The sequence below is a fragment of the Actinospica robiniae DSM 44927 genome (assembly GCF_000504285.1).
GTDB classification, from domain to species: Bacteria; Actinomycetota; Actinomycetes; order Streptomycetales; family Catenulisporaceae; genus Actinospica; species Actinospica robiniae.
Genome location: NZ_KI632511.1, coordinates 8,360,659 through 8,384,880, shown reverse-complemented (window position 1 = coordinate 8,384,880; position 24,222 = coordinate 8,360,659). Strand labels below are relative to the sequence as shown.

Sequence of the window (24,222 nt, the reverse complement as noted above, 5' to 3'; positions counted from 1 at the left end):
AACTTGAGGATCACCTCAGTTTAGGGCTACAGTGAGAGCGCACGGAAAGTTGAGGATCACCTCAACTTAGCGATTTCAGGGAGGAACTCATGGGGACCATCGCGATCTACGGTGCCGGGCCGTCGCTCGGCCAGGCCGTGGCCCGCCGCTTCGGGCGCGAGGGCTTCCGGGTGGCGCTGGTGGCGCGCGACCCGGAGCAGCTCGGGGAGAAGGTCCGCGCACTGGCGGACGAGGGCATCGAGGCCGCCGGCTTCCCGGCGGACATCGCCGACCCGGCCGCGGCGCTGCGGGCGGCGGACGAGATCGAGGCCCGCTTCGGCGCGATCGACGTATTGGAGCACAGCCCGACCCCGGGCCGGCTGTTCGCGGGGCTGCTCGAGCTGGAGCCGGCCACCGTCTCCGCTCTGGTCGACCTGTACCTGCTCACCCCGATCGCGCTGGTCAACCGGCTGCTGCCGGGCATGCGCGAGCGCGGCAAGGGCTCACTGCTGTTCACCATGGGAGCCGCCGCCGTGCACCCGATACCCCAGTTCGCCGCGGTCAGCGCCGTCCTGCCGGGGTTGCGCGGCTACATCCACACGCTGCACCAGACGCTGGCCGAGGAAGGCGTCTACGCCGGCGCGCTCATCGTCGGCGCCTTGATCGAGGGCAGCGCCGCGCACCGCAATGCTGCCGCCTTCGCGACCGAGGGCCGGCAGATGCCGACGGTCTCGCCCGAGGACCTGGCAGACCGGCTGTGGGCCCTGTCCGCCCAGCGCGACCGCGTCGAGGAGATCCTCGCCCCGGCGCTCGAACCCCGGGGCTGACCTGGCTTTATCCGAGGGGGCGTGCCTGAGCAACCGTGCCTGAGGGGGCGGGCCCGAGCGGCTGGGGAAACGGCGAAGGGCCGCCGGTTCACCCGGCGGCCCCGATCTTCGGCGTTACGAAAGTCAGATGGTCACGATGTTCGCGGCCTGCGGACCCTTGGGGCCCTGCGCCACGTCGAAGCTGACGGACTGGCCTTCCTTCAGCTCACGGTAGCCCTGGCTGGCGATCGCGGAGTAGTGCGCGAACACGTCCGGGCCGCCCCCGTCCTGCTCGATGAACCCGAAGCCCTTTTCGGCGTTGAACCACTTCACGGTGCCGGTTGCCATACTGAAGAACTCTCCTTCATGAAACGCTCGCCCCGGGCCTGAAAGTGCAAGTCCGCGCTGCGATCAGCGTTCCATCTACAGCTCCAGGTTAGCTGATGAAATCCCGGACGCCGGTCACCGGCCCGCGAGAGCGCGGCCGGTACTGGGCTCGATCTCCGCGCGGGCGGGCCGGCCGAGGCGGTTGCGGGTGCCGCCGAGCGGCGTCGGGGCGGCTGCGGCTCCGGTCCAAGCTCGGGCGCCAGCCCGGAATCCGGCTCGGGCTCGGGATCGGGCGCCAGTTCGGAGACCGGCGCGAGCTCGGCCGGGGCCGAGGTGGTGAGCACGTCCAGGAGCGGGCCGACGCGGTGGCCGAGCTGGGACGGGTGGCGGAAGGGCGCCGAGGAGTCGACGAGGTAGCGGGTGCGCCGGCCGACCCTGGTGGTCGACGTGGCGGCCGTGGGGTTCTGCGACTGCGCCGGAGTCCGCGAGCTGAACGCGGCCGCGCGCCGCACCCGGGCGGAGGGCGGCGAGTTCCGGCTGCTCGGCGCGGACGAGTCGTTGCGCCGCGTCTGCGAGCTGGCCGGGGCGCGGGACATGCTCGCCCCCTGCCTTCCGCCGGATCCGGCCGACCTGATCCGCGGGTCCGCCGTCACCGGAACCCCCGACCCGCTGGACTCCTGAATCCGGCCCGATCCGGCGCGACCGAGCCCCGGCTGAGTCGGCTCGGCCGAGAATGCGGCTCGAACCAGCGCGACCGTCCCGGCGGACTCGGCTCGATCGGCTCCGGGGCAACTGCGTCCGGCGCGGTGTCGATTCCGGGGGCGGCTCCTTCGTCGTGTGGTAAGAGTGCACCGCTATCGCTGAGAGGAAAGCCGCCATGGCGCATTACCTACTGCTGATCCACGACAACGAGTCCTACGAGGACACCGCGGGCGAGGCCGTCATCCAGGCCAGGGACGAAGGGCACGACCGCTGGCGGGATGAGCATCGAGACGTTCTGCTCTACTCCGGGCATCTGCAGCCGACTTCGACCGCGACCACGGTGCGCGAAGACGGGCTCGGCGGCTATCTGACCACGGACGGGCCTTACGCCGAGACCAAGGAGGCGCTCGGCGGCTTCTACGTGATCGACGTGCCCGATCTCGACGCGGCGCTCGCGGCGGCGCGGAAGCTGCCCTACTTCGGGCCGGCGGGCGAAGCCATCGTCGAGGTGCGGCCGCTGTTCCACGCCGGGTGACGTGGTGCCGGACGTCGCCGAGGCCGTAGCACGCGCCCACCGCGAGCAGTGGGCGTTCGTGCTCGCCTCCACCGTGCGTGTCACGCGGGATCTGGACCTGGCCGAGGAGTGCGTGCAGGACGTCTACGCCAAGGCTCTGGTCGCGTGGGCGACTACCGGCGTACCCGGCCGGCCCGGGGCCTGGCTGACGACCGCGGCCCGCAACCGAGCGGTGGACCTGATCCGGCGCGCCGCGCTCGAGCGCCGGAAGCTGCCGCTGCTGGCGCAGGACGAGGTCGTCGCCGGGCCGGCCGACGAGGACGAGGAGTTTCCGGATGAGCGGCTCCGGCTGATCTTCACCTGCTGCCACCCGGCGCTGGCGCTGCAGGCGCAGGTCGCCTTGACCCTGCGCTTGGTGTGCGGGCTGACCACGGCTCAGATCGCCCGCGCCTTCCTGGTCACCGAGACCACCATGGCGGCGCGGATCACCCGGGCCAAACGGAAGATCGCCGCGGCCCGCATCCCCTATCGCATCCCGGACGCGGACGAGCTGCCCGAGCGGGTGGACGCCGTGCTCGCCGTGGTGGATCTGCTGTTCACCACCGGCCACACCGCGCCGAGCGGCGATCAGCTGGTGCTGGCCGAGCTGGTGGACCGCGCCACCATGCTGGCCCGGATGCTCAGGCTCCTGCTGCCGGGCCACGCGGAGGTGGCCGGGCTGCTCGCCTCGGTGCTGCTGACCGACGCGCGCCGCGCGGCCCGGACGGACGAGTCCGGCCGGCTGGTGCTGCTCGCCGACCAGGATCGGAGCCGCTGGGACCGGGAGGCGATCGCCGAGGGGGAGGCGCTCGTGCGCGTCGCGCTGCGCGCCCGGCCGCCGGGCCCGTTCGCGCTGCGGGCCGCGATCGCGGCCGTGCACGCCGAGTCGCCGTCCTGGGAGGCCACCGACTGGGCGGAGATCGTCGGGCTCTACGACCTGCTGATGCGGTGTCGGCCGACGCCGGTCGTGGCGCTCAACCGGGCCGTGGCGCTGGGCTTCGCCGAGGGCGCCGAGGCGGGCCTGGCCGCGCTGGCCGACCTCGCCGCCGAGCCGACGCTGGCTTCTTATCCGTACCTCGGCGTGGCCAGAGCCGACCTGCTGCGCCGGCTCGGCCGGGACGGACTCGCGCGCGCGGCGTACGAGGAGGCCCTGCTGTTCACCGAGAACAAGGCGGAGCGGGAGTTCCTGGCCCGTCGCATCGCACAGCTCGAATAAACCTCTCGGCCGACTTCCCGCAGGACCGGCCGGGTGGCGGCCCCGCGTGTCCGCCCTCTCCGCCCGGAGAGTATGACTGCTCTTATACAGAGTCCAGAGAACCGATCGAAGGCCACGACGATCTTCGCGATGGAATCGATCATCCGGCTGTATCGGGCGAACACAGTTCCCGCCCATATACCGCACTCCCGCCGTCCTCGTCGGTGACTTCACCGGAACGACGAACGACAGGGCACTGAATTCGACACTCTACGCTTCCTGTCCCCGGGCCACTGTTGCGTCACACTGCGTGCGCGTGATATTCAGTTCCCTGATTTTCAGGCCTGTTTGAATGATCATCAGTCCCATGGGTCACAACGGAGCGGCGCCAACGCCGCGGAAGGCGGGGGGCATATGCCAGGGTTCGGTCTGCGCCCTAGACGCCTGCGCCTGGACCCCGATCCGGCGTTCGGTGACGGGGAGCTGCGCCGTGCCCGGGACGCGGCCGCGATGGGCGGCTGGGAGGCGGTGCGCGACCTGCTCGCCGCCACCGGCGAGGACTGGCAGCTGCGCACCCACCGGATCACCGTGCTCGCCAACGCGGCGCTGGGGCTGGAGTGGCCGCGCGCCTGGCAGCTGGCCGAGCCGGGCAACCCGGACGCGCACACCGTGGCCGTGCACGCCGAGGCGGTCCGCCTGCACGGCATGATCATCCGCCGCGACCCCGCCGCCACCGACCAGGCCGCGATCAGCTTCGTCACCGGCGCCCGGGAGGCCGCCGAGCGCAGCCCGCTCGACCCCACGCCCTGGATCAGCCTGCTCTCGCTGGCCGGCGTGCTGGGCGACTCGGGCATCGAGGTGGCCCGCTGGAGCGACCTGTCCTTCGAGTCCGGGGCGCGCAGCTGGCTCTGGTTCCAGGAGGCCGTCGCCCGCCACCCCGACTCCTGGCACGCCCACCACCGGATGCACGAGGCGCAGCTCGCCCGGCTGCGCACCGGCCCGGCGCACGACCTGGTCAGCCTGCTCGACTTCGCCACCGCCGCCGCCGCGCACGCCCCGGTCGACTCGCCGCTGCGGGTGCTGCCGCTGTGGGCGCACACCGAACTGCGCTTGGGCGGGGTAGCCGGATTGCTCAGCCCGGCCGAGCGGGAATGGCTGGGCCAGCGCAACGAGCAGGACGTCGAGGACGCCTACCGCCAGTGGTTCCGCGGCCAGGACCCGGCCAAGCACCCGGCCGCGCCCTACGACCTGAACATCCTCGCCTACCAGCTCGTCGAGACCGGCCGGCGCGCGCTGGCCGGCCCGGTGTTCGCCGCCATCGGTTCCGCCGCCACCACCGCGCCGTGGGCCCAGGCGGCCCGCCTGAGCGGCGCCGCGAACGGACCCGAGGCCTTCCTCGCCGCCCGCGCCGCCGCCGAGTCCGCCAGCCGGTCGGGCCCGCCCCCGCCCTGACGCCAGCCGGTCCCTCGACCCCGCCCGTCCCACCGCGCCCGACCCGCCCACGGGCGCGACCGCACCGCCCCGCACAGCACCGCCCCGCACAGCACCACCCGCACCGCCGCACCAGCACCGCCCGTCCTGCGCACTCCCTCTCTCTTCCCCGGAGCGAACCCCCGTGGCCGACGACAACGACATCCGCATAGACACCACGAAAGCAGCCGTGGCCGGCGACACCGCCGACACCGACGAGCTGCACCGGCTCGGCTATCCCCAGCTGCTGCACCGAGGCCTGACCGGCTTCCGCAACATGGGCGTCGCCTTCTCGATCATCTGCATCATCGGCGGCGTGTCGCTGATGTACGGCACCGGCATGAACGACGGCGGCCCGGCCGACCTGTTCTGGGGCTGGATCGTGGTCGCCGCCCTGATCCTGGCGCTCGGCTCGGCCATGGCGGAGGTCTGCTCCTCCTACCCGACCTCAGGCGGCCTGTACTACTGGTCGGCCAAGCTGGCCAAGCGCAACCGCGCCGCCTGGGCCTGGTTCACCGGCTGGTTCAACGTCCTCGGCCAGATCGCCGGCACCGCGGGCGCCTCCTTCGGCGCCGCGTTCTTCATCAACGCCTTCGGCCAGATGGAGGGCTGGTGGCGTACCACCACCGGCACCACCGTCGGGGCCTACGTGATCGCCACGGTGGTGATCGGCATCGTGGTCACCTTCGGCCGCAAGCTGGTCGGCGTCATCGGCGCGATCAGCGTCTGGTGGCACACCGGCTTCGCCTTCGCCATGATCGTCGCACTGGTCGTCGTCCCCTCGCACCACACCTCCGTGCACGACGGCCTGATCGCGTTCCACAACGGCACCACGTTCCACTGGCCGCTCTACGCGGCGCTGCTCGGCCTGCTCGTCGGCGCGGAGACCTTCACCGGGTACGACGCGTGCGCGCACCTGACCGAGGAGACCAAGCAGCCGGGCATCTCGGCCCCGCGCGGCATGGTCCGGGCCATCTCCATCGCGGCCGTCCTCGGCATCCTGATGATCGGCGCGCTCAACTTCGCCATCCAGGACTACGCGAGCGAGGCCGCCGGCACCAAGACCGGCAACCCGGTCGGCGACATCCTGGTCGACGCGGTGGGCGTCGGCTTCGGCAAGATCATGGTCGCCGCGATCGCCATCGCGCTGCTCTACTGCGTCAACGGCAACCTGACCTCGAACTCGCGGATGATCTACGCGTTCTCCCGCGACTTCGCCCGGGTCGACGACGGCCGGTCGCACTCGCTGTCCAAGCTGCTCAGCTCGGTGCACACCGGCAGCCGGGTCCCGCGCCTGGCGGTCTGGGTCGCGGTCCTCGGCGCCTGCCTGCTCGGCGTGCTGAACCTGTGGAGCGCGGTCGCGTTCAACGCGGCCATCACCATCAACGTCATCGGCCTCTACACCGCCTACGCCATCCCGGTCTTCCTGCGGCTGCGGCTCGGCGACGACTTCCAGCGCGGCCCGTGGCACCTCGGCAAGTACTCCAAGCTGGTCGGCTGGACGGCCGTGGTCTGGGTGGTCTTCGCCGACATCCTGTTCGTGCTGCCGACGACGAACCCGGTGCTCACCCGCTCCACCTTCCCCTACACCCTGCCGGTGTTCGTCGTGGTCATCGGCGGCGCCGCGCTGTGGTGGCAGCTGTCGGCGAAGAAGTGGTTCGTCGGCCCGCGCTCGCTCGGCACCCCTGAGGAGCTCGCCGAGATCGAGCGCAAGCTCGGCCGGGTCCCGGCCGAGGTCGCGGCCGCGCCCGCGGACCGGGTCGCCGGCTGACCCGGCGTCAGCGGGCACTATAGGCACCACCACCCGCCGGGCGGCGCGCCAGCCGCCCGGCGGGCGCACGCCCCCCGCGGCGGCCGGCCACCCCGGCCGCCGCTTTCGCACGACACGAAGGAGCCCTCCGTGCACCTGGGAACCGACACCGTCCACTACGCCTGGGACCGCGACCTGGCCCCGGCCCTCGAGCTCGGCGCGGGCACGGTCGAGCTCGACCTGCTCGACTCCGGCGCCGGCCAGTTCGACGCGACCAGCACCGCGGGCAGCCTCGGCAGCCTCGACTTCGACCGGGTCAACCCGGTCACCGGGCCGATCCTGGTGCCCGGCGCGGAGCCGGGCGACGCCGTGCTCGTGCGGGTGCTCGAACTCGCACCGGCGTCCTGGGGCTGGTCGGCCAACATCCCCGGCTTCGGCCTGCTGGCCGAGGACTTCCCGGAGGCCGCCTTCGTGCACAGCCGGATCGGCGAGAAGGAGGTCGAGCTCGACTTCGGGCCGGTGCTGCCGGCGCTCCCGATGATCGGCACGCTCGGCGTCGCGCTGCCCGAGGCCGGGCCGCACCCGCTGCTGCCGCCGTCCCGGCACGGCGGCAACATGGACATCCGCCAGCTCGGCGCGGGCTCGAGCGTGCTGCTGCCGGTCGGCGTGCCGGGCGCGCTGCTCTCGCTGGGCGACGCGCACGCGGCCATGGGCGACGGCGAGATCTGCGGCACCGGCGTGGAGACCTCGGCGCGTGCGGTGATCGAGATCGAACTGGTCAAGGACCGGCCGATCTCCGGGCCGATCCTGCAGACCGCGCCGGCCGCCCGCCGCACCGGCGCCGCGCTGGTGACCACCGGCGTCGGCCCCGATCTGCTCGCAGCGGCCAAGGACGCGGCCCGCTCGCTCGTGGACGAGACGGTCCGGCGCACCGGGCTCAGCCCCGTGCACGCCTACATCCTGGCCTCGCTCAGCGCCGACCTGGTGATCAGCGAGATCGTGGACCTGCCCAACTTCGTCGTCTCGCTGCACCTGCCGTTCGAAGTGCTGGGCTGACGCGGATCCAGGTGGCCCGGGCGGCGCGGACGCCGCCCGGGCCCGACCCGTCAGGCCGTGAGTTTCCGGCCCAGCCTTCGGGTGGCGAGGAGCATGGCCACGGCGCCGAAGACGACGAGGTAGAGGCCTGCGATGACGAGGGTCAGCGCCGGAAAGCGGCCGAGGGCCGGCTCGCGAATCAGCTCTATGCTCTGATACAGCGGCAGCACCTCGATCACCGGCCGGAGCCAGACCGGGTAGGTGGTGACGGGGTAGAAGGTCGTGGCGAACAGGTACATCGGCAGCATGACCAGCTGGACCAGCTGGAAGTCCGGGAAGTCGCGCAGGTAGGTCGTGACCGCGAGCCCGCCCGCCGCGAAGGCGAAGCTCACCAGGACGGCAGCGGGCACGGCCCACAGGATGGCGACCGAGACGTCCAGCCCGAGCAGTGTCGCGGCGGCCAGGAAGCCGACGGAGGTCAGCAGGCCGTTGATGACCGCGCTGGCCACCTCGCCGATCGCGATGTCGACGGCGGACAGCGGCGTAGGCACGATCGCCTCGTAGGTCCGGTCCACCCGGATCCGGCTGAAGACTCCGAAGCCGGTCTGGTTGAACGCCGTGTTCATGGCCGTGGTGGCCAGGATCGCCGGCGCGACGAACGCGGCGTAGCGCACGTGGACGCCGGGCACCGAGCCGACCAGCGTCCCGACGCCGAAACCGATCGTCAGCAGGTACATCAGCGGCTCGACCAGGCCGAAGGCGAGCTCGGTGACCGACCTGCGGTAGATCATCAGGTTGCGCTCGACCAGCGCTGCGGCGCGGCCGACGGTCCAGCTCGCCGGCTTGGGCGCGGACGGCGCCGACGGAGCGGTCAGGGTCGTGGCACTCATGCGTGCAGCCTCCGGCGGTAGGCGAGGCGGGCGAGGACGAAGCCGAGCACGGCCAGGGCGCCGAGGTAGCCGATCCGGGCCGCGGTCGGGCCGGCCGCGGCCGTGCCCAGCGAGAGCGAGCGGCACAGCTCCACGCCCTGGGCGAGCGGCAGCGCCTCGATCAGGACCCTGAGCGGCCTCGGCAGCTGGGACAGGGCGAAGAAGGTCCCGGAGAACATGTACATCGGCATGATCACCATGCGGAAGACCGTGTTCCCCTTTCTCAGCACCCGCACGCCGACGGACCAGGCCGCGGCGGGCGTGGCGAAGGCGAGGCCGGTGAGGGCCGCGGAGAGCAGCACCCACGGGCTGCGCGCGCCGGAGACGAGCCCGAAGCAGGCCATCACGATCACGAACGCGGCGCTGGAGGTGATCACCCGGAAGCCGACGAACAGCAGGTGGCCGGCCATCACCTCCTCCGGGTCCAGCGGGGTCGGCAACGTGCTCTGATACGCCCCGTCCGGCATGGCCGCGGTCGCCACCACCCAGGAGGACTCCAGGAACGCCGTCTGCATCGCGGCCGCCGCCAGCAGCCCGGGAGCGAAGAACGCGGCGTAGGAGGCGTCGCCCATCCGGGCCGAGGAGTGCAGATCGACCAGGTGGCCCAGGCCCGCGCCGATGCCGATCAGGAACAGCAGCGGGTTGGCGAAGCTGATCACCGCGGTGCCGCGCCAGGTGCGGCGGTAGCGCATGAACCAGTACTCGAAGACGCGCAGCATCTCTTCGACGCCCCCTCAGTCGATCAGCGAGCGGCCGGTCAGCTTGAGGAACACGTCCTCCAGCGTCGCCCGGCGCACCAGCGCGGTCAGCGGGATCAGGCCGAGTCCGTGTACGGCGGCCAGCGCGGCCTCGCCCTCGTCGGCGTACACGAGCACCCGGTCCGGCAGCGGCTCCACCCGCGGGCCGTTCTCCGCGCCGTCCCCGGCCAGGGCAGAGCCGCGCAGCTTGGCGCTGGAGGCCTCGGCCAGATCGAGCGGGAAGCGCAGCTCGAGCACCTCGCGGGTGACGTGCGCGCCGATCAGGTCGCGTGGCGAGCCCTGCGCGACGATCCGACCGTGGTCCACGACGAGCAGCCGGTCGCACAGCTGCTCGGCCTCCTCCATGTAGTGCGTGGTCAGCAGCAGCGTCACGCCGTCCTGCTTGAGCCGGTAGAGCCGGTCCCACAGCACGTGCCTGGCCTGCGGATCGAGCCCGGTGGTCGGCTCGTCGAGCAGCACCATCTCCGGGGTGTTGATCAGCGAGCGGGCGATGGTCAGCCGCCGCCGCATGCCGCCGGAGAGCGACTCCACCGGGCTGTCGGCCTTCTCCTCGAGCCGGGCGAAGGCGAGCAGTTCCTCGCTGCGCTGCCGGATCGCGGCCCGCCCCATCCGGAAGTATCGGCCGTATATATAGAGGTTCTCCCGGACGGTCAGCTCGCGGTCGAGCGCGTCGTCCTGCGGGACCACCCCGAGGCGCGAGCGGATCTCGGACCCGTGCGTGCGCGGGTCCAGGCCCAGCACGCTCAGCTCGCCGCCGGTGCGGGGCGAGGTGGCCGCGATCATCCGCATGGTGGTGGACTTGCCGGCGCCGTTGGGGCCGAGGAAGCCGATGGACTCGCCGCGGTGCAGCTCGAAGTCGATCCCGTCGACGGCCGTGAACGCACTCTGCTCTCCGCGAGCAGGGTACGTCTTCGCCAGGCCGGCGGCGCGGACCAGGGTTTCTGGGTCAGATCCCGGCATGACGCATCCTCACTTCGGCTTCGTCGCGCCCGAGCGCGTCGAGGTTGTCGAGATGGAACTTCTTGGCGTTGAAGGCACGCACCCACAGCCCTGCGGCCCAGCACAGCTGGAGCTCGTCCGGGTCGAATCTGCGGCCGCGGGCGTCCTGGTAGTGCTCCAGGAAGGCTGCGGTGCGCTCGACCGTGGCACCGGACCCGGTCGGCCCGCCCTCGAACATCGCGGCGGCCTGGCCGGCCATGACGACCTCGGGTTCGTAGATCACGCTGTCCCAGTCGTGTACCGCAAGCGGCCGGCCGTCGTGGAACTTGACGTTGCGTCCGTCCCAGTCGCCGTGCCCGATGACGCGAGGGGCGTCCTGGATCGCGGCCAGTCGCTCGCGTACGGCCGCGCCGAGCTCGTCCAACCACGCGGTGGCCGGAACGTGCTCGGCGTTCAGATCCGCGTCCCGGTCGTCCGGGACCGGCCAGACCCCGTTCTCCTGGTGGTACCAGCAGATCCAGGCGGGCGCGGGCCGCAGTGACGGCTCGGGCGGGAGGTCTTGCGCGCAGATGACGAAGTCGGCCAGCAGCCGCGCGAACAGCTCCGGCGCGGCTTCCAGCGCCGGCTGCTCGCCGCCGGGCAGCGACGCCTCGGCGTTCGCGGCGTATGCGTCAAGCGGTGACGGCCCCGCAAGCGGCTGCGGGCAAGCGAATCCGGCTTGCCACAGGGCGCGCTGCACCCGGGTGCAGGCTTCCAGCCGCGCATCCGCGGGCCGGACCTTGACCACGACTTCACGTCCGTCGGCGAGTCTGAGGCCGTAGACGGACGAGAGATGGCCGGCCTGGAAGGTGCGCTGCGTGACGGAGACGCCGAGGTGGCGCGCGCACCAGTCGGCCAAGGCCCGTTCATTCACTTCCGCGCGCATGCGTCTCCTCTGAACGGGGCAGCGCCATGACCGATCATTGCCACCGGGCCACAGCAGACGGTACGTCTCCCCCAGGAGTCTGCACGAAATTGGCTCTACTCTGCAATATATTTACGAAGACAGCGCAAACATCTAAGATTTCAGGCGCTCGGCGCAAAGCGGCCGCCCCCGTACCGACCGACATCGGTACGGGGGCGGCCGCCGTGCGGGCTTCGCCTACCCGGTCGGGAAGTCGAAGTAGTGCAGGCTGACGAAGGGCGGATTGCCGGACGCCCCCGAGGAGAAGACCAGGTAGACGTTCTGCGTGCCGGTGACCTTGGTGATGTTCGCCGGAACCGTCTTCCAGGTGCTCCACCCGCCGGTGTTGCCCACCGCGAAGGAGCCGACGATGTTGGTCGGACTGCCGATGGCGACCTCGACCAGGCCGCTGACACCCCCGGCCGCGCCCGACGCCACCCGGGCGTCGAACTGGGTGGAGCCGCCGGAGCCGAAGTTGACGCCCGGATACTCCACCCAGTCGCCGTTGGTCAGCTGGGAGAGCTGGTTGCCGTCGACGCCGGAGGGGTTGGAGTCACCGGAGGCCGCCGACTTCGTGATCGTGCCCTGATGCGAGCTGTAGCAGTCCGCGGAGATGTTCGAGGTGGCGGTGGTCGAGCACGTGGTGCCGCCGCCGCTCCCGCCGGTGCTGGACGGGCTCGGGCTCGCACTGGTCGGCGGGGGCGAGCTCGGCGGCGGCGCACTGCCGGTGCTCTGATACGCGGCCACGTACTGCACGCTCATCGTGCCGCCCGAGGTGGTGGCGGTGGTCGGGGAGGTGCAGCCGCACACCCCGTTCGGATACCCGCCGCCCATCGCCAGGTCGAAGATGATCGAGAAGTTGTGGTCGATCGCGGCCTGCCAGGTCGCCGTGGCCACCTGACTCTCGTTGATCTTGAAGAACTGCGTGCCGTCCAGATACCAGGTCACTGATTCGGCCGAGGTGTTGGTGCGGTTCACGATGACCGTGTAGGTGTGGTAGCCGGACTGGCAGCCGGAGCAGCCGAGCAGGCCGCTGCCGATGCCGTTGGTCTCGTTGCACGGGCCGCCCGGATCGGTGCCGCAGTGCAGCGTGCCGGAGTGCTCGGACAGGGCGTTGACATCCTCCATGATGTCGATCTCGCCGTTCTCCGGCCACTGGCCCGGGCCCAGCATCCAGAACGCCGGCCAGTAGCCGAGGCCGCCGGTGGGCTGCTGGATCGAGGCGGTCACCTCGAGCTCGCCGCCGGCCGGGGCGCCGACGTTCGCGGTCTTGGTCTGGATCCGGCCCGAGGTCCAGGCGGTGCCGCTGCGCAACGCGGTGATGTCCAGGTCGCCGTTGCCGTCGAGGTGGACGTTCGAGGTCGAATTCGTCATGGTCTCGATCTCGCCGGTGCCGAAGGTGGAGCCGGCGCCGGTGTCGTACATCCAGTTGGAGGTGCTCACGCCGGTGCCGGAGCCGCCGGCGAAGTCGTCGCTGAACATGGTGGTCCAGCCGGAGGGCGGGGCGGGCACCGCGGCCGAGGCGGCGGTGCTGCTGAGCACGCTCAGGCCCAACCCGGCCAGCGCGGACGCGGCGAGCATGGCCACCGCGGCCCTGATCGAGCGGCGCCGTCCGTCGGGCGCCGATGGGGATAAGGCTTTGAACATCGACAAGCGCTCCTCGCACTCGAGAAGGTGGATGCGGCGGGCCGCCGTGGGCGTGCCGCCGCAGGATCCGAACACCGGTGCAGGTGGGTCAGGGAGCGCTCTCCGCATGTTGTGTGTAACTCCGCGGTGCGGACCCGTCAATACCCCGGAAACGTTTTCGGCCGCTCCGGAAACGTTTTCGACCGGGCTGCGCGGGCGCTGCGGACCGCCCCGGGGCCAGCCCGGGCCGGGCCCACCTGCGCCGTTCGCCCTCACCCGGACGGCTCAGCACCAGGGCGCCGCCGGGTCTCCGGAACCGGTCCGCCGGATTAGCGTGGAGCTGTCCTCGATGAGCGTGGGCGGGCGGGTCCCGCCCCGGACGTCACGGTGGAGGATTCGATGGCATCGACTACACATCGCGGGCCGACCGACACGGGTTGGCGCGGGGGAGCCCCGGTCGAGCGGGGCTCCGAGCGGCGGGGGACGGGCGGGCTGGCGCCGTTCGGCGGCGTCCTGCTGCTCCTGCTCGGCTTCTTCAACCTGCTCGACGGCATCGCCGCGATCAACCGCTCCCACGTCTTCGTCAACGGCGCCGTCTACGCCGTCGGCGACCTGAGGTCCTGGGGCTGGACGATCATGGCGCTGGGGATCCTGCAGCTCCTCGCGGGCCTCGGAGTGCTGGCCGGCAGCGAGGCGGCGCGCTGGTTCGGCGTGCTCATATTGGCGCTGAACGCACTGGCCCAGATGTTCTTCATCCCGGCTTATCCGTTCTGGTCGCTGCTGATCATCGCGATCGACATCGTCGCCATCTACGGACTCGCCGTGGCGGGTCGCCGATCCGCCGTCGAATAGCGGGCTCGGCCTCAGGTTCGCGGCGCCGCGGACGGCACGGAAGTGGCCGTCCGCGGCGCCGCGAACCGTACCGACAGGACGTGGCTGACCAGCACCGCCACGATGACCAGCGGCATCACGGTCACCCCGGTCCGGCCGAGCAGCAGCGTCACCAGCAGCACCGAGGTCATCGGCAGCCCGAGCAGCGCGGCGCTCAGGGCACCGATGCCCATGGCCGCACCGGCCGCCGTCGACAGGCCCGCCACGTGCGAGAGCAGCAGGCCGGCGGCCGCCCCGAGATACAGCGACGGGAACACCGGCCCGCCCCGGAACGCCGCCATCGACAGGCAGTAGGCCAGCCCCTTGCAGGCCAGCAGGAGCACGAGCGCGCCGACCGAATAGGCCGCGCTGGAGCCGACCAACGGGCTCAGCCCGGTCTGCCCCGAGAACAGCACGTCGGTCAGGGCGTGCCCGCTGCCCTGCGCGTAGGCGGCGGCCAGCCCGGCGACGGCCACGCCGATGGCCGGCGTCAGCAACAGCCGCGTCCGCGTCGAGGCCGCGACGGGCCGGCGCAGCAGCTGCGCACACCGCTTGATGAGCAAGCCGAGCAGGGCGCAGCCCACGCCGAGCACCAGCGCCCAGCCGAACTCAGCGACGGTCGGGCTGGTGGCGTGCGGCGGATTCTGGATCGTCAGCGACAAGGTGCCCAGTCCGGTCCAGGAGCCGAGGCCGACGAAGATCAGCGCGCCGATGCCGGCCGCGAGCAGGCCCGGCAGCAGCACGATCTGGAGGTCCGACCCTCCCAGCCCGGACGCCTCCATCAGCAGGAACGCACCGGCGAGCGGGGAACCGAACAGGGTGCTGATCGCGGCGAAGCTGCCCGCGGCGCCCGCGACCGCCACCGTCTTCTCGTCGGCGTCGCGCTTGAGCGCCCGCAGCACCAGTGCGGCCGCTCCCCCGCCCAGCGCGACCAACGGCGCCTCGGGCCCGATCACCGCACCGATCCCGATCGACACGACGGCGGCGAGCAGGATGCCGGGCAGGTCCCAGCCGCCGGACACGCCCTGCACCTTGAACCCCTCCGACGGCTCGTGGCCGCCGTTGCCCGGGAGGTAACGGATGATCAGCGCGACCACGATGCCGGCCGCGGCCAGGAACGGGACCGGCCACCACAGCGGGGCCGAACGGTATCCCAGCGCCTGCGGCCAGGAGGTGTAGAGCCAGGTCTGCATGTGCTCGGTCAGCTGCAGGAAGCCGAACGCGCCCGCCGCCAGCGGCACCCCGAGCAGCGCGCTGAGGACCAGCAGCACCACGTAGCCCCGCGTGCGCAGCGGCGCGAGCGGATCCGTGGCCGGGGGCGTGATCGCCACGTGGGTCCTCCGGCGGTTGAGATGGCGCCATTGCACTGCGTCTACGCAGTCCACTGTCTCTCCGCGGCTGCCGAAGGGGCGGCCGGGCGGTCCGCACGGGTGACGTCGCGAGCCCGCCGAGGGCCCGTCCGGAACCCGCCAGGAGCCTGCTCGCGCGGCCGGCAAGGGTGGACTTAACCCCACCGACCAGCGGCGTCGCCCGGTTCTACGCTGCCCTTGCGGCGATATTTCGCCCGGAGACACCGGGCAGGCGCGGGCACGGAGGACGCATGCGGATCAGAGGCTACGACCTGGGGGCGCGGATCAGGCGCAGCGGGTTGACCGTCGGGCGCGGCCTGGCGCAGGCGGTGCTCTCCCAGGCGGTGTGCATCCCGTTGACCATCGCCACGCTGCTCTCCACCGCCTTCATCGCGCTGGGCGTCGGGTTCGTGCTCGCGCCGCTCTCGCTGCGCGGGGTGCGGAACCTGGCCGGCCTGCAGCGGCGCTGGGCGGCGCGGTGGTCCGGCGTGGAGATCCCGGAGCCCTACCGGCCCGAGCCGCGCGACGCGCACGGCGGCGCGGCCGGGGCCGGACAGCGCAGGCTGTGGGTGCTGACCGATCCGGCCAGCTGGCGGGACCTGCTGTGGACGGCGCTGAACGTGCCGGTCGGCCTGGTGCTCGGTCTGCTGCCGCTGTGCCTGATCGGATACGGACTCGAAGGCGTCCTGGGCGCGCCCTGGGCGCTGGGTATCGGCGAAGACCACCCCGTGTGGTGGGTGATCTCGTTCGTCTCCGGTGCGGCCGTGCTGGCCGTCGAGCCGTACGCCGGCCCGCGGATCCTGCGGGCTCACGCGCTCTTCTGTGCCGCGCTGCTCGGCCCGTCCCGTGCCGACCTGGCCGGCCGCGTCGACCACCTGGCCGAGACCCGCAACCGCCTGCACGACGACGCGGCGACCGAACTGCGCCGCATCGAGCGGGATCTTCACGACGGAGCGCAGGCGCGGCTGGCCGCGGTGGGCCTGAACATCGGCCTGGCCGAGCAGCTGATGCGCACGAACCCCGAGGCAGCCGGCGAACTGCTCGCCGAAGCACGCTCGACCAGCGGCCAGGCGCTGGCGGACCTGCGCTCGCTGTTGCGCGGCATCCACCCGCCCGTCCTCGCCGAGCGCGGCCTGGCGGACGCGGTTCGCGCGCTGGTCGTCTCGCTCCCGCTGCCGGTCGATGTGAGCTTCGACCCCGACATCAGCCTGCCGCGGGCGCAGCAGACCGCGATGTACTTCGCGATCTCGGAGAGCCTGGCCAACGTAGCCAAGCACAGCAGCGCCACCCGCGCATGGGTCCAGGTGCACCGCCAGCCGGACGCGAGCGTGCTCGCCGTGGTCGGTGACAACGGCGTGGGCGGCGCCGACCCGGCCGGCGGCGGCCTGCGGGGTGTGGAGCGGCGGCTCGCAGCCTTCGACGGCGTACTCGCCGTCACCAGCCCGATGGGCGGGCCGACCAGCGTCATCATGGAGCTTCCGGGCGTGGCCTGAACCTGACGGCTCGTCAATCCTTCGGCGCGACTGCTTCGAGGAAGAAGCGGTGCTCATGCACGATGAGGCCGCCCTCCGCGAGGATCTTTCGGTCCATGTCCCGGAGTTCGACCTCGTATGCTGCCGGATCAAAGCCCGGCACCTGCCACGCGACCATCCGCAGTTGGTAGACCACGGCACCGATGTCGCGGAACGTGCACGGCAGCAGCACCTCGTCTGCGTGCTCCACACGAAGCCCGGCCGCCTCGAGCTGTTCGACGGCGACGTTCAACGTCCACGCGTCCGGCGGCTGCGCAGCCGGCACCCGCAGGAGCTCGTTGAGTTCGAGGTGATTGCGGCTTCCGACCTGCTGAGTGAGGAGACGGCCGCCGGGAGCCAGCAGCGCCGCGAGCGCGCCTGCGTCCAAGCGTCCGTGGCGATTGAGGATCAGGTCGAAGCCCGGCTCGCCGTCGGCCACCGCACCTAGCCGGTCCTCGACGCGCACACCGAGCGGGACCAGGCGCTTTCGGGCGATCGCGATGTTCGGGCCCCACCTCTCGACGGCCACGCTCCGCGCCGGCAGCGGCGCGAGGCCGGAGACGAACTCTCCCCCGCCGGTGTCGACATCGAGCAGGGACTGCGCATTGCGCACCAGCTCACCGGCCCGCTGACGATAATCCCAGGGCAGCTCCGGGCTCTCGACTCGGCCCGCCAGGTACGAGAAGTCCCAACCGCCGCGATCGAGCGTCCACGCCTCGTCGACCAGGTCCTCAAAGCTCCGCGACACCATCGTCGCACGGTAACGCGGAGCACGAGCCCTGACGAACGGTTTTTCAGGCCTGCCCGGTCTCGAAGCGGGAGATCTTGTCGCCCGACACGGTGAAGCGCCACGTCGTCCGCATGGCGCCCCAGGTGTCGTTCGCGTAGTCGGCTTCCAGAGCGGTCCCGCCGTCGGAGATCGACTCGACCTTCATTCGGCCGTTGCTGCCGAAGATCTCGCGCTGGACCCAGTCACGCAGATCGCGATCGGTGCCGTCGTCGCTCATGGTGGCGTCCGGCGTGAGCATGCTGAAGAACGCGGCGGAGTCTCCGGCGTTGAGCGCGTCGATGAACTTCGCCACGGTCGGGTCGAGCTGGTTCGACGTCATGCTGCCTCCAAGGGGTCGGCGAGTGGCCGTCCCCTTAACGATCACCGAGCCACGAGGTCACTCGCCAGTCTCGACGACCGTGTAGGCCGTCTGTAACCGATCCGGCAACGCAGCGAGCGTGCGTGGCAGGCGTCGCGGACCCGGCGAAAGTTTGAAGATACGGCCTACTGCGCATTGATGATCGGCTGAGTGTTCCTGGGGCGTGGTGCCTTGCCGGGTCGGGGTGGTTGTCGGGGTGTGGGCGGCCGCTTCGCGTCGCCCGTTTCGTCTGACCACCCACCCACCCGTTGCGTTGGCGGGGCGGGCTCGGGTTTCAAGATCGAAAGGCGCCGCTGGCAGGCCCTTCCCTCGGAGAGGGATGCCGGAGTCTGTGGGGTGCTGGCTTTGGTGGGGCGGGCTGTGGTCCGGGGTGGCCGGGTTGCGGGTGTGTGCTCTCTCCCCGGTCGGTCCCCGGAGGCAATCAGGAACCCGCCGGGAGCTCAAGCGGCGGCGGTTTCCGCTGATGCTCGATTCTGCATCGCGCCGCTTGACCTCCCGGCAGAACCCTGATCGGGCTTCGCCTGCCCGACCGAGGAGAGAGCACACCCCCTGGGGGAGTGGTTTGAGCGGCGCTCGGGCCCGGGTCCCTCCCTGTGGCCGGGCCGCGCTCGATCCGGAAGGATTCTGCATCACCCTGATCCGACCATCTCGATCATCGATCCGCGCGGCGGGGCCGGTGGTCCGGCCACGCCTGATGTGAGATCTGGCATCGCCGTCTGAGCCGCTGTTTTCTTCTCTAGTCCTTCAACGCCGGGGAGCACGCCCGAGTTCCCCTTAAATCTCCGGAATCTTCCTTATCCAGTAAAAGCCAGATATACGGCTTTTGTCGGTGGCGGCGTCTAGCATGGAAGCGTACGGAGGTTGTCGGGACTTGGGACTTGTGGCGGGAGGGGTGGTGGAGGTGACCAAGGGACGCGCCCGTCGGAGCGTACGACGCCGGATCGGAAGATCCCGGGCCGCATGCCGCACGGAATCGTCACCGTCCAGCACGTACGAGATGCAGGAATTCCCCTCAGCGCACGACCGAGCCACGCGATCCCGCGCCTCGCATGACCACCGGGACAATCACACCAGGGCGATGCAGAATCCTTCCGCACCGAGCACGACCAGGCCACCGGACAGAACCCGGCCCGAGCGCAGCCCGCACCACTCCCTCAGGGGGTGTGCTCTCTCCTCGGTCGGGCAGGCGAAGCCCGATCAGGGTTCTGCCGGGAGGTCAAGCGGCGCCCTGCAGAATCGAGCATCGACCCAAGTCACCGCCGCTTGAGCTCCCGGCAGGTTCCTGATTGCCTCCGGGGACCGGCCGAGGAGAGAGCACACACCCGGCACCCGACCACCCCGAACCCCAGCCCGCCCCGCCAACGCCAGCACCCACGAGGACCCGGCACTCTCCGAGGGAAGGGCCCGCGCCGGAGGCGAGATCTTGAAACCCCAGCCCACCCCACCAACGCAACGGGTGGGTGGGTGGACAGACAAACCGGGCGGCGCGAAGCGGCCGCCCACACCGAGACGACCACCCCGACCCGACAAGACACCACACTCCAGGAGCACTCAGCTGATCATCAATTCGCCCTAGGCAAGCGCCTCGGGGAGTTCCGCGCGTCTGGTGATGCCGAGCTTCCGGTAGACCCGGGTCAGGTGTTGTTCCACCGTGCTGATCGTGACCCACAGCGCGCTGGCTATCTCGCGGTTCGTATGTCCGAGCACGACGAGGCCGACGATTCGGCGCTCGGCGTCGCTCAGCTCCGGCGCGGCGGACTGCACCAGACACGCCTGCGCGCCGACGGTGCTGGGCACGGCGGGCACGGCGGGCACGCCCGCGCTCATCCGGCGCAGCAGGCCGATCGCCTGGCACTGGCGGGCGATGGTGCGGGCGGTGCGCAGCGTCAGCCGGGCCCGGCTGGTCTCCCCCGAGGCGTCTAAGGTCTCTGAGACATCGGCGTAGGCGCGGGCCACTTCGAGCCAGTCCTCCGCCCCCTTGAGCAGCTCGATCGCCTCGCGCAGCATCGTCATCCGGTGCTTCGGCTCGCCCGCGCAGGCGAGCACGCGCAGCGCCCGGCCGCGCAGCATGCCGTGTTCCGGTGCGAGCATGTTCAGCTGTTCGGCGGCGAGCCGGGCGGCGCATTCGCGCTCCTCGGCGGCCAGGTGCGCGGCGGCGAGCCCGAGCCGCCAGGGCACCACGCCGGGCATGTCGCAGCCGAGCGCCACGGCGGTCTGGCCGCACTCGCGCAGGTCGATCAGGGCGTCGCCGACCCGGCCGGCTGCCAGGTAGTACAGGCCGCGGGCGAACAGGTAGCGCAGGCCGAAGACAGTGCGCATCATCCCGGCCGGCACCGGCAGGCCCAGGTACCGCGCGGCGTCCTCGTCCCGGCCCGACTCGGTCGCGGTCATGACGAGGGTGGCGAGCACGGCACCGGCCGCCAGACCCCAGCCGCGGATGCTGATCAGGTCGAGCGCCTTGTTCGCGTCCGCGGCCGAGGCGGCCAGATCCCCCTTGGCCAAGACGATCTCGGCGCGCACGGCCAGCAGCAGCGCCTCGAGCGTGGTCTCGTCCGCCGCGATAGCCGGGCCGAGCAGCGCGTCGCACCAGAACGCCGCGGCGTCCGGGCGCCCGATCCGCAGCAGCACCTGCAGCGCGACATAGGCCTGAGTCGGGTACTCGCCGCCCGGGCGCATCCGGTGCAGCGCCTCCTCGGCGGCCGCGGCGGCCGCGGGGCCGTCGATCCCGGCCGTGGCCAACGCCGCGGCAACCAGTGCCGCGGGCGTGGCGCCGTTGGCGGAGGCGCCCCTGAGCCCTAGCCGCGTGCGGTGCGCCCGCACGGCCGCGGCCTGCTGCGGGAACGTGAAGGCCGTCCACAGCAGCGCCTCGTCCAGGCCCTCCGCACGCTCGCCCGCGCCGACCGATGCGGGCAGCAGGTCGAGCACTTCGGCGCCGAGGTCCGGACGGTCGTGCCAGTACAGCGCATGCACCAACGCAGCACACTGACGCGTGCCGAGCCGTCCGTCACGCACGGCCGCGACCAGATCCGGCAGGTAGGGGGCGGCGGCCGACGGGTCACTGCGCCACTTCGTCCGGGCCTTGAGCGAGAGGATCCGCGCCTGCCGGCCACAGTCGTCGCACGCTGATTCGGCCTGCCGCAGACAGGCCAGCGCGTGCTCCGCGTCGCCCGCGGCGAGTGCCTGCTCCGCCGCCTCGAGTAGCACCGGCACCGCCCACTCCGGCTCGATCCGGTCGACCGCTACCAGGTGCCGGGAGACCGCTTCGACCGGCTCCCGGTCCCGGTACGCCAGCAGGGCGGCCGCCGCGTGCATCTCGGCCAGCTCGTCCGGCCGCAGCGTGTCGAGCACCGCGGCGCGCGCCTGCCGGCAGCGGAAGCGGCCGGCGTCGAGCAGGCCGGCCCGGGTGAGCGCGGCCATGCCGCGCTCCACCGCCTCCTGGGTGGTGTCGAGCAGCCGGGCCGCGCGGGCCGGGGCGAAGGCGGGTTCGAGCACGGCGAAAGCCTGCGCGACGGCCTGCACGGCCGGCTCGGCCGAGCGCAGGCAGGCGCGGAACGCGTGGGCGAAGACCTCACCCGGCACCAGGAACGGCTCCTGGTCCGGCGGCATGGCCAGCGCGTCCTCGATCAGGGCCCGCAGCAGCAGCGGATTGCCGCCGGTCACCGCGTGCGCCCGGCCGGCCCGCTCGGCCCCGGACAGCCCCGGGAACCGGTCGAGCAGGGTGGCCACGCCCTGGCCGCTGAGCGGGGCCAGCCGCAGCGGCCGCGCTTCGCCGTTGCGCCGCAGCGCGGCGTGGATCAGGGGGCTGACCGGTGCCGGCCCGTCGCCCTCGGTCAGCACGATCATGGTGCGGGTCCCGCGCAGCCGGGCGATCAGCGAGGCCAGGCACTGCTGCGAGGCGAGGTCCGCGTGCTGGGTGTCGTCGACCGCGATGACCAGCGGCGCGACCTGGGCGACGTCCGCGAACGCGGAGCACAGCCGGCGCAGGGCGCGCGCGGTGGACTGCTGTTCCGCGCCGAGCATCGCGTCGTGCCAGCTGTCGGCTGCGACCTCGGCCATCAGCGGGCCGATCCGCTCGGCGACCCGGGCCAGCGAGCGCGCGTCGTAGAGCAGCTGATCGACCACCCCGAGCGGCAGATCGCGCTCCTGCGGCGACGCGGCGGCGCCGAGCACGCTGGCCCCCTCGCGGGCGGCGAGGTCCCGGAACCAGCCGAGCAGCGCGGTCTTCCCGCTGCCCGGCGGGCCGCTCAGCACGGCGACCGGGCTGTGCCCGGCCACGCACGCGTCGAACACCTCGGCGAGGTGGCGCGTCTGCCGCTCGCGTTCGACGAGCGTGGTGCACACCTTCATCGCAGACATGTCAGTCCCCTACTACGAGTGGTGACACGGCCGTGGCGAAGCACCGCACAGCACGGTGCCGGGGCAGCCGACGCGCAGCGCAGCGGGCCCACCGACGCCGCATACGAACGCATGACCACCCGGCGCGGGGCGGGAACCGCCCGGCGCTCGACCACCAGAATCAGAAGTAGAATAACGGCAAGTGGCCGCGCCGTGGCAATCCCCGCAGTCATTTTTCTCGTTCTCGTCAAACGCGACCGCCCCTGCCCCGTAGGGCGCGGACCGAAACACAAATGCACTTTCGGATTGCGGAACGAGGCGCCGAGCCGACGCCATAGCGCAGGGGACTGACAAAGATATCAATCGTTTCTCTTCGATCCCGTCTCCGACCCTTGCTATGGCGCGGTCCGCGCGGAGCGGCGGAAAAGCTGGGGTGGTGCCCCGGCGCAGCGCCTGAGATCGTGGCGCCGAGCCGCCCACCGCCGGAGGGGTCCACGGAAGACTTGATCCAGTTCATCAACGCGCAGGCCGAGCAGGTGCGCGGCCTCGACGTCGGCGACGAGATCGCGGACGCGCTCGCGCGGCTGGACCCGGGCGCGCGGGTGGCCGTCTTCGGCTGCGGGCCGCGGGTGCCGGACGGCGGGTCGGAGCGGCTGTTGGCCGACTTCGACGAGCAGGTGGTCGGGCAGCTGCGCTCACGCCATCCACGCGACCGGGTACGGCACAACCTGGGCATCCGCCTCGACGTGCCGAACCAGGCGGTCGACGCGGTGATCGTCACCTCCCGGCTGCGGGGGCTGTGGGAGCGCTTCGGCGCCGACGTGCTCGCCGAGGCCGCCCGCATCGGCGCGCGCACCCTGATCACCTTCGACGACTCGGCGGTGACCCCGGCCGCACCGTCTCACACACCCCTACCACGCGATTAGGGGTGGGCCGCCGCCGCGACTGGTGCTTGGGCGTTTCGGATGAGACTTCGAATATCAGTGGTCGAGATCAGTGCAACGAAGCCGTGGTGGGCATTCCCTCATATGATGAAGGTTGCGGAGCCAGGATGCTGTTTCGCATCAGGCTCCGGAACCTCTTCGTTCGCCGTACACTCTTGCCGTCCTGCCAGCGGGAACGGCTCAGCCGCTGCGGCCGACTCCGGCGAAAGTCGAGTAGCGGGCGACGTCGCCGCCGAGCGGGTCGTCTTCGAGCTCGGCCGGGTCCGGGCGCCACAGGATCACGTCGGTCAGGCCGGGCTCGAGCAGGTCCCAACCGGCCGCCAGAGCCTGGATCTGGGCGCGGTCGCGCGGGACGATGCCGTGGCTGGCGTTCTCGTAGACCTTGGTGATGCCGCCGGTGTTCGCCGGCCGGTACTCGTTGGTGCCGTGGGTGAAGACGAAGTAGCTGCCGGGCGCGACGGCTTCGCGGTAGGCGGTGACGATGCCGATCGGGTCGTCGGCGTCCGGCACGAAGTGCAGGGTCATCAGCATCATGACGGCGACCGGGCGGCTGAAGTCGAGCAGGTCCTTGACCTCCGGGCTGGCGAGCACGGCGTCCGGATCGCGCAGGTCCGCCTGGACGTACGCGGCGTTCGGCTCGTCGCGCAGCAGGGCCTTGCCGTGCGCGGCGGCGACGGCGTCGCAGTCCACGTAGAGGGTGCGGGCCTCGGGCCGCACGGCCTGCACGATCTCGTGCACGTTGCCCGCGGTCGGGATGCCCGAGCCGAGGTCGAGGAACTGGTCCACGCCGGACTCGGCCAGGAAGGTCACGGCCCGGCGCAGGAACGCCCGGTTGGCCCGGCACATGTAGGGCGTGTCCGGCCACGCCTTCAGCGCCGCCTCCGCCAACTGCCGGTCGGCCGCGAAGTTGTGGGACCCGCCAAGGTAGTAGTCGTACATCCGGGCCGCCGACGGAACCTCGAGGTCGACGACATCCGGCGCCCAGGCCGGCCGATAGGAACCCATTCCCGTATCTCTCCCTTGATCGGTCGGGTACAACCGTACCCGGCCCGC

General features: G+C 71.7%; 21 protein-coding genes. 10 read left to right on the top strand and 11 right to left on the bottom strand.

Features of this window, described 5'->3' with window-relative positions; genetic code table 11:
* Window positions 1-89: 89 nt before the first annotated feature.
* Complete coding sequence (locus ACTRO_RS36170; protein WP_034270492.1) at window positions 90-806, top strand: SDR family NAD(P)-dependent oxidoreductase; 717 nt, start codon at window positions 90-92, stop codon at window positions 804-806.
* Between the two features lie 123 nt (window positions 807-929).
* Here the strand turns inward: ACTRO_RS36170 and ACTRO_RS36165 are convergent, their stop codons facing one another.
* Entirely contained in the window at window positions 930-1,133 is a 204-nt protein-coding gene (locus ACTRO_RS36165; RefSeq protein WP_034270489.1) for a cold-shock protein, read from the bottom strand.
* Between the two features lie 399 nt (window positions 1,134-1,532).
* Here ACTRO_RS36165 and ACTRO_RS36160 point away from each other — a divergent pair, with 399 nt between their 5' ends.
* The 6 genes from ACTRO_RS36160 to ACTRO_RS36135 all read left to right on the top strand — a co-directional run bounded on the left by ACTRO_RS36160 (window position 1,533) and on the right by ACTRO_RS36135 (window position 7,838).
* Window positions 1,533-1,793: an STAS domain-containing protein gene (locus ACTRO_RS36160; RefSeq protein WP_034270486.1), complete on the top strand. Its 261-nt coding sequence runs from the start codon at window positions 1,533-1,535 to the stop codon at window positions 1,791-1,793.
* Window positions 1,794-1,989: 196 nt separating this feature from the next.
* Entirely contained in the window at window positions 1,990-2,349 is a 360-nt protein-coding gene (locus tag ACTRO_RS36155; protein ID WP_034270483.1) for a YciI family protein, read from the top strand.
* 1 nt (window position 2,350) lies between these two features.
* Entirely contained in the window at window positions 2,351-3,583 is a 1,233-nt protein-coding gene (locus tag ACTRO_RS36150; RefSeq protein ID WP_034270481.1) for an RNA polymerase sigma factor, read from the top strand.
* Window positions 3,584-3,976: 393 nt separating this feature from the next.
* Entirely contained in the window at window positions 3,977-5,014 is a 1,038-nt protein-coding gene (locus ACTRO_RS36145; RefSeq protein ID WP_034270478.1) for a hypothetical protein, read from the top strand.
* Window positions 5,015-5,177: 163 nt separating this feature from the next.
* Window positions 5,178-6,803, top strand: coding sequence for an amino acid permease (locus ACTRO_RS36140; RefSeq protein ID WP_051451919.1), 1,626 nt, complete (start codon window positions 5,178-5,180; stop codon window positions 6,801-6,803).
* Between the two features lie 129 nt (window positions 6,804-6,932).
* Window positions 6,933-7,838, top strand: coding sequence for an acetamidase/formamidase family protein (locus tag ACTRO_RS36135; protein WP_034270475.1), 906 nt, complete (start codon window positions 6,933-6,935; stop codon window positions 7,836-7,838).
* Window positions 7,839-7,888: 50 nt separating this feature from the next.
* Here ACTRO_RS36135 and ACTRO_RS36130 read toward each other — a convergent pair whose 3' ends face one another.
* The 5 genes from ACTRO_RS36130 to ACTRO_RS50055 form a co-directional block, all read right to left on the bottom strand.
* Window positions 7,889-8,707, bottom strand: a complete 819-nt coding sequence (locus ACTRO_RS36130) for an ABC transporter permease (protein ID WP_084316784.1) — start codon at window positions 8,705-8,707, stop codon at window positions 7,889-7,891.
* A complete protein-coding gene (locus tag ACTRO_RS36125) occupies window positions 8,704-9,465 on the bottom strand; it encodes an ABC transporter permease (RefSeq protein WP_034270472.1) in 762 nt (253 codons plus the stop codon). Before ACTRO_RS36125 ends, ACTRO_RS36130 begins: the two co-directional genes overlap by 4 nt.
* A 15-nt stretch (window positions 9,466-9,480) precedes the next feature.
* Window positions 9,481-10,464 (bottom strand): ABC transporter ATP-binding protein, encoded by a 984-nt coding sequence (locus tag ACTRO_RS36120; protein ID WP_034270469.1) that lies wholly within the window; start codon window positions 10,462-10,464, stop codon window positions 9,481-9,483.
* A complete protein-coding gene (locus ACTRO_RS49220) occupies window positions 10,451-11,368 on the bottom strand; it encodes an aminoglycoside phosphotransferase/kinase family protein (protein WP_051451918.1) in 918 nt (305 codons plus the stop codon). Before ACTRO_RS49220 ends, ACTRO_RS36120 begins: the two co-directional genes overlap by 14 nt.
* Before the next feature lie 216 nt (window positions 11,369-11,584).
* Complete coding sequence (locus tag ACTRO_RS50055; protein WP_034278309.1) at window positions 11,585-13,033, bottom strand: carbohydrate-binding protein; 1,449 nt, start codon at window positions 13,031-13,033, stop codon at window positions 11,585-11,587.
* A gap of 378 nt (window positions 13,034-13,411) precedes the next feature.
* Here ACTRO_RS50055 and ACTRO_RS36105 point away from each other — a divergent pair, with 378 nt between their 5' ends.
* Window positions 13,412-13,864 carry a DUF7144 family membrane protein gene (locus ACTRO_RS36105; RefSeq protein ID WP_051451917.1) on the top strand — a complete coding sequence of 151 codons (453 nt, stop codon included), beginning with the start codon at window positions 13,412-13,414 and terminating at the stop codon, window positions 13,862-13,864.
* An 11-nt stretch (window positions 13,865-13,875) separates the two neighbouring features.
* Here the strand turns inward: ACTRO_RS36105 and ACTRO_RS36100 are convergent, their stop codons facing one another.
* Window positions 13,876-15,213, bottom strand: coding sequence for a chloride channel protein (locus ACTRO_RS36100; protein WP_034270466.1), 1,338 nt, complete (start codon window positions 15,211-15,213; stop codon window positions 13,876-13,878).
* Between the two features lie 269 nt (window positions 15,214-15,482).
* Between ACTRO_RS36100 and ACTRO_RS36095 the strand changes: the two genes are divergently transcribed.
* Window positions 15,483-16,724 carry a sensor histidine kinase gene (locus tag ACTRO_RS36095; RefSeq protein ID WP_051451916.1) on the top strand — a complete coding sequence of 414 codons (1,242 nt, stop codon included), beginning with the start codon at window positions 15,483-15,485 and terminating at the stop codon, window positions 16,722-16,724.
* Between the two features lie 13 nt (window positions 16,725-16,737).
* Here the strand turns inward: ACTRO_RS36095 and ACTRO_RS36090 are convergent, their stop codons facing one another.
* From ACTRO_RS36090 to ACTRO_RS36080, 3 genes are all read right to left on the bottom strand, one after another.
* A complete protein-coding gene (locus ACTRO_RS36090; RefSeq protein WP_034270463.1) occupies window positions 16,738-17,493 on the bottom strand; it encodes a class I SAM-dependent methyltransferase in 756 nt (251 codons plus the stop codon).
* A gap of 43 nt (window positions 17,494-17,536) precedes the next feature.
* Window positions 17,537-17,851 carry a nuclear transport factor 2-like protein gene (locus ACTRO_RS36085; protein WP_034270460.1) on the bottom strand — a complete coding sequence of 105 codons (315 nt, stop codon included), beginning with the start codon at window positions 17,849-17,851 and terminating at the stop codon, window positions 17,537-17,539.
* Window positions 17,852-19,462: 1,611 nt separating this feature from the next.
* A complete protein-coding gene (locus ACTRO_RS36080; protein ID WP_084316783.1) occupies window positions 19,463-22,246 on the bottom strand; it encodes an AAA family ATPase in 2,784 nt (927 codons plus the stop codon).
* 482 nt (window positions 22,247-22,728) lie between these two features.
* Here ACTRO_RS36080 and ACTRO_RS36075 point away from each other — a divergent pair, with 482 nt between their 5' ends.
* Window positions 22,729-23,151 carry a class I SAM-dependent methyltransferase gene (locus tag ACTRO_RS36075; RefSeq protein WP_034270456.1) on the top strand — a complete coding sequence of 141 codons (423 nt, stop codon included), beginning with the start codon at window positions 22,729-22,731 and terminating at the stop codon, window positions 23,149-23,151.
* A 198-nt stretch (window positions 23,152-23,349) separates the two neighbouring features.
* On the opposite strand, the gene ACTRO_RS36070 is transcribed toward ACTRO_RS36075, so the two are convergent.
* Window positions 23,350-24,174, bottom strand: coding sequence for an SAM-dependent methyltransferase (locus ACTRO_RS36070; RefSeq protein WP_034270453.1), 825 nt, complete (start codon window positions 24,172-24,174; stop codon window positions 23,350-23,352).
* Window positions 24,175-24,222 lie beyond the last annotated feature (48 nt).

Excerpts from the sequence above, each read along its gene's own strand:
- ACTRO_RS36080 (WP_084316783.1), bottom strand. The coding sequence starts at position 22,246 with ATGTCTGCGATGAAGGTGTGCACCACGCTCGTCGAACGCGAGCGGCAG.
- ACTRO_RS50055 (WP_034278309.1), bottom strand. The coding sequence starts at position 13,033 with ATGTTCAAAGCCTTATCCCCATCGGCGCCCGACGGACGGCGCCGCTCG.
- ACTRO_RS36085 (WP_034270460.1), bottom strand. The coding sequence starts at position 17,851 with ATGACGTCGAACCAGCTCGACCCGACCGTGGCGAAGTTCATCGACGCG.
- ACTRO_RS36070 (WP_034270453.1), bottom strand. The coding sequence starts at position 24,174 with ATGGGTTCCTATCGGCCGGCCTGGGCGCCGGATGTCGTCGACCTCGAG.
- ACTRO_RS36155 (WP_034270483.1), top strand. The coding sequence starts at position 1,990 with ATGGCGCATTACCTACTGCTGATCCACGACAACGAGTCCTACGAGGAC.
- ACTRO_RS36165 (WP_034270489.1), bottom strand. The coding sequence starts at position 1,133 with ATGGCAACCGGCACCGTGAAGTGGTTCAACGCCGAAAAGGGCTTCGGG.
- ACTRO_RS36120 (WP_034270469.1), bottom strand. The coding sequence starts at position 10,464 with ATGCCGGGATCTGACCCAGAAACCCTGGTCCGCGCCGCCGGCCTGGCG.
- ACTRO_RS36090 (WP_034270463.1), bottom strand. The coding sequence starts at position 17,493 with ATGGTGTCGCGGAGCTTTGAGGACCTGGTCGACGAGGCGTGGACGCTC.
- ACTRO_RS36105 (WP_051451917.1), top strand. The coding sequence starts at position 13,412 with ATGGCATCGACTACACATCGCGGGCCGACCGACACGGGTTGGCGCGGG.
- ACTRO_RS36125 (WP_034270472.1), bottom strand. The coding sequence starts at position 9,465 with ATGCTGCGCGTCTTCGAGTACTGGTTCATGCGCTACCGCCGCACCTGG.
- ACTRO_RS36130 (WP_084316784.1), bottom strand. The coding sequence starts at position 8,707 with ATGAGTGCCACGACCCTGACCGCTCCGTCGGCGCCGTCCGCGCCCAAG.
- ACTRO_RS49220 (WP_051451918.1), bottom strand. The coding sequence starts at position 11,368 with ATGCGCGCGGAAGTGAATGAACGGGCCTTGGCCGACTGGTGCGCGCGC.
- ACTRO_RS36170 (WP_034270492.1), top strand. The coding sequence starts at position 90 with ATGGGGACCATCGCGATCTACGGTGCCGGGCCGTCGCTCGGCCAGGCC.
- ACTRO_RS36145 (WP_034270478.1), top strand. The coding sequence starts at position 3,977 with ATGCCAGGGTTCGGTCTGCGCCCTAGACGCCTGCGCCTGGACCCCGAT.
- ACTRO_RS36095 (WP_051451916.1), top strand. The coding sequence starts at position 15,483 with ATGCGGATCAGAGGCTACGACCTGGGGGCGCGGATCAGGCGCAGCGGG.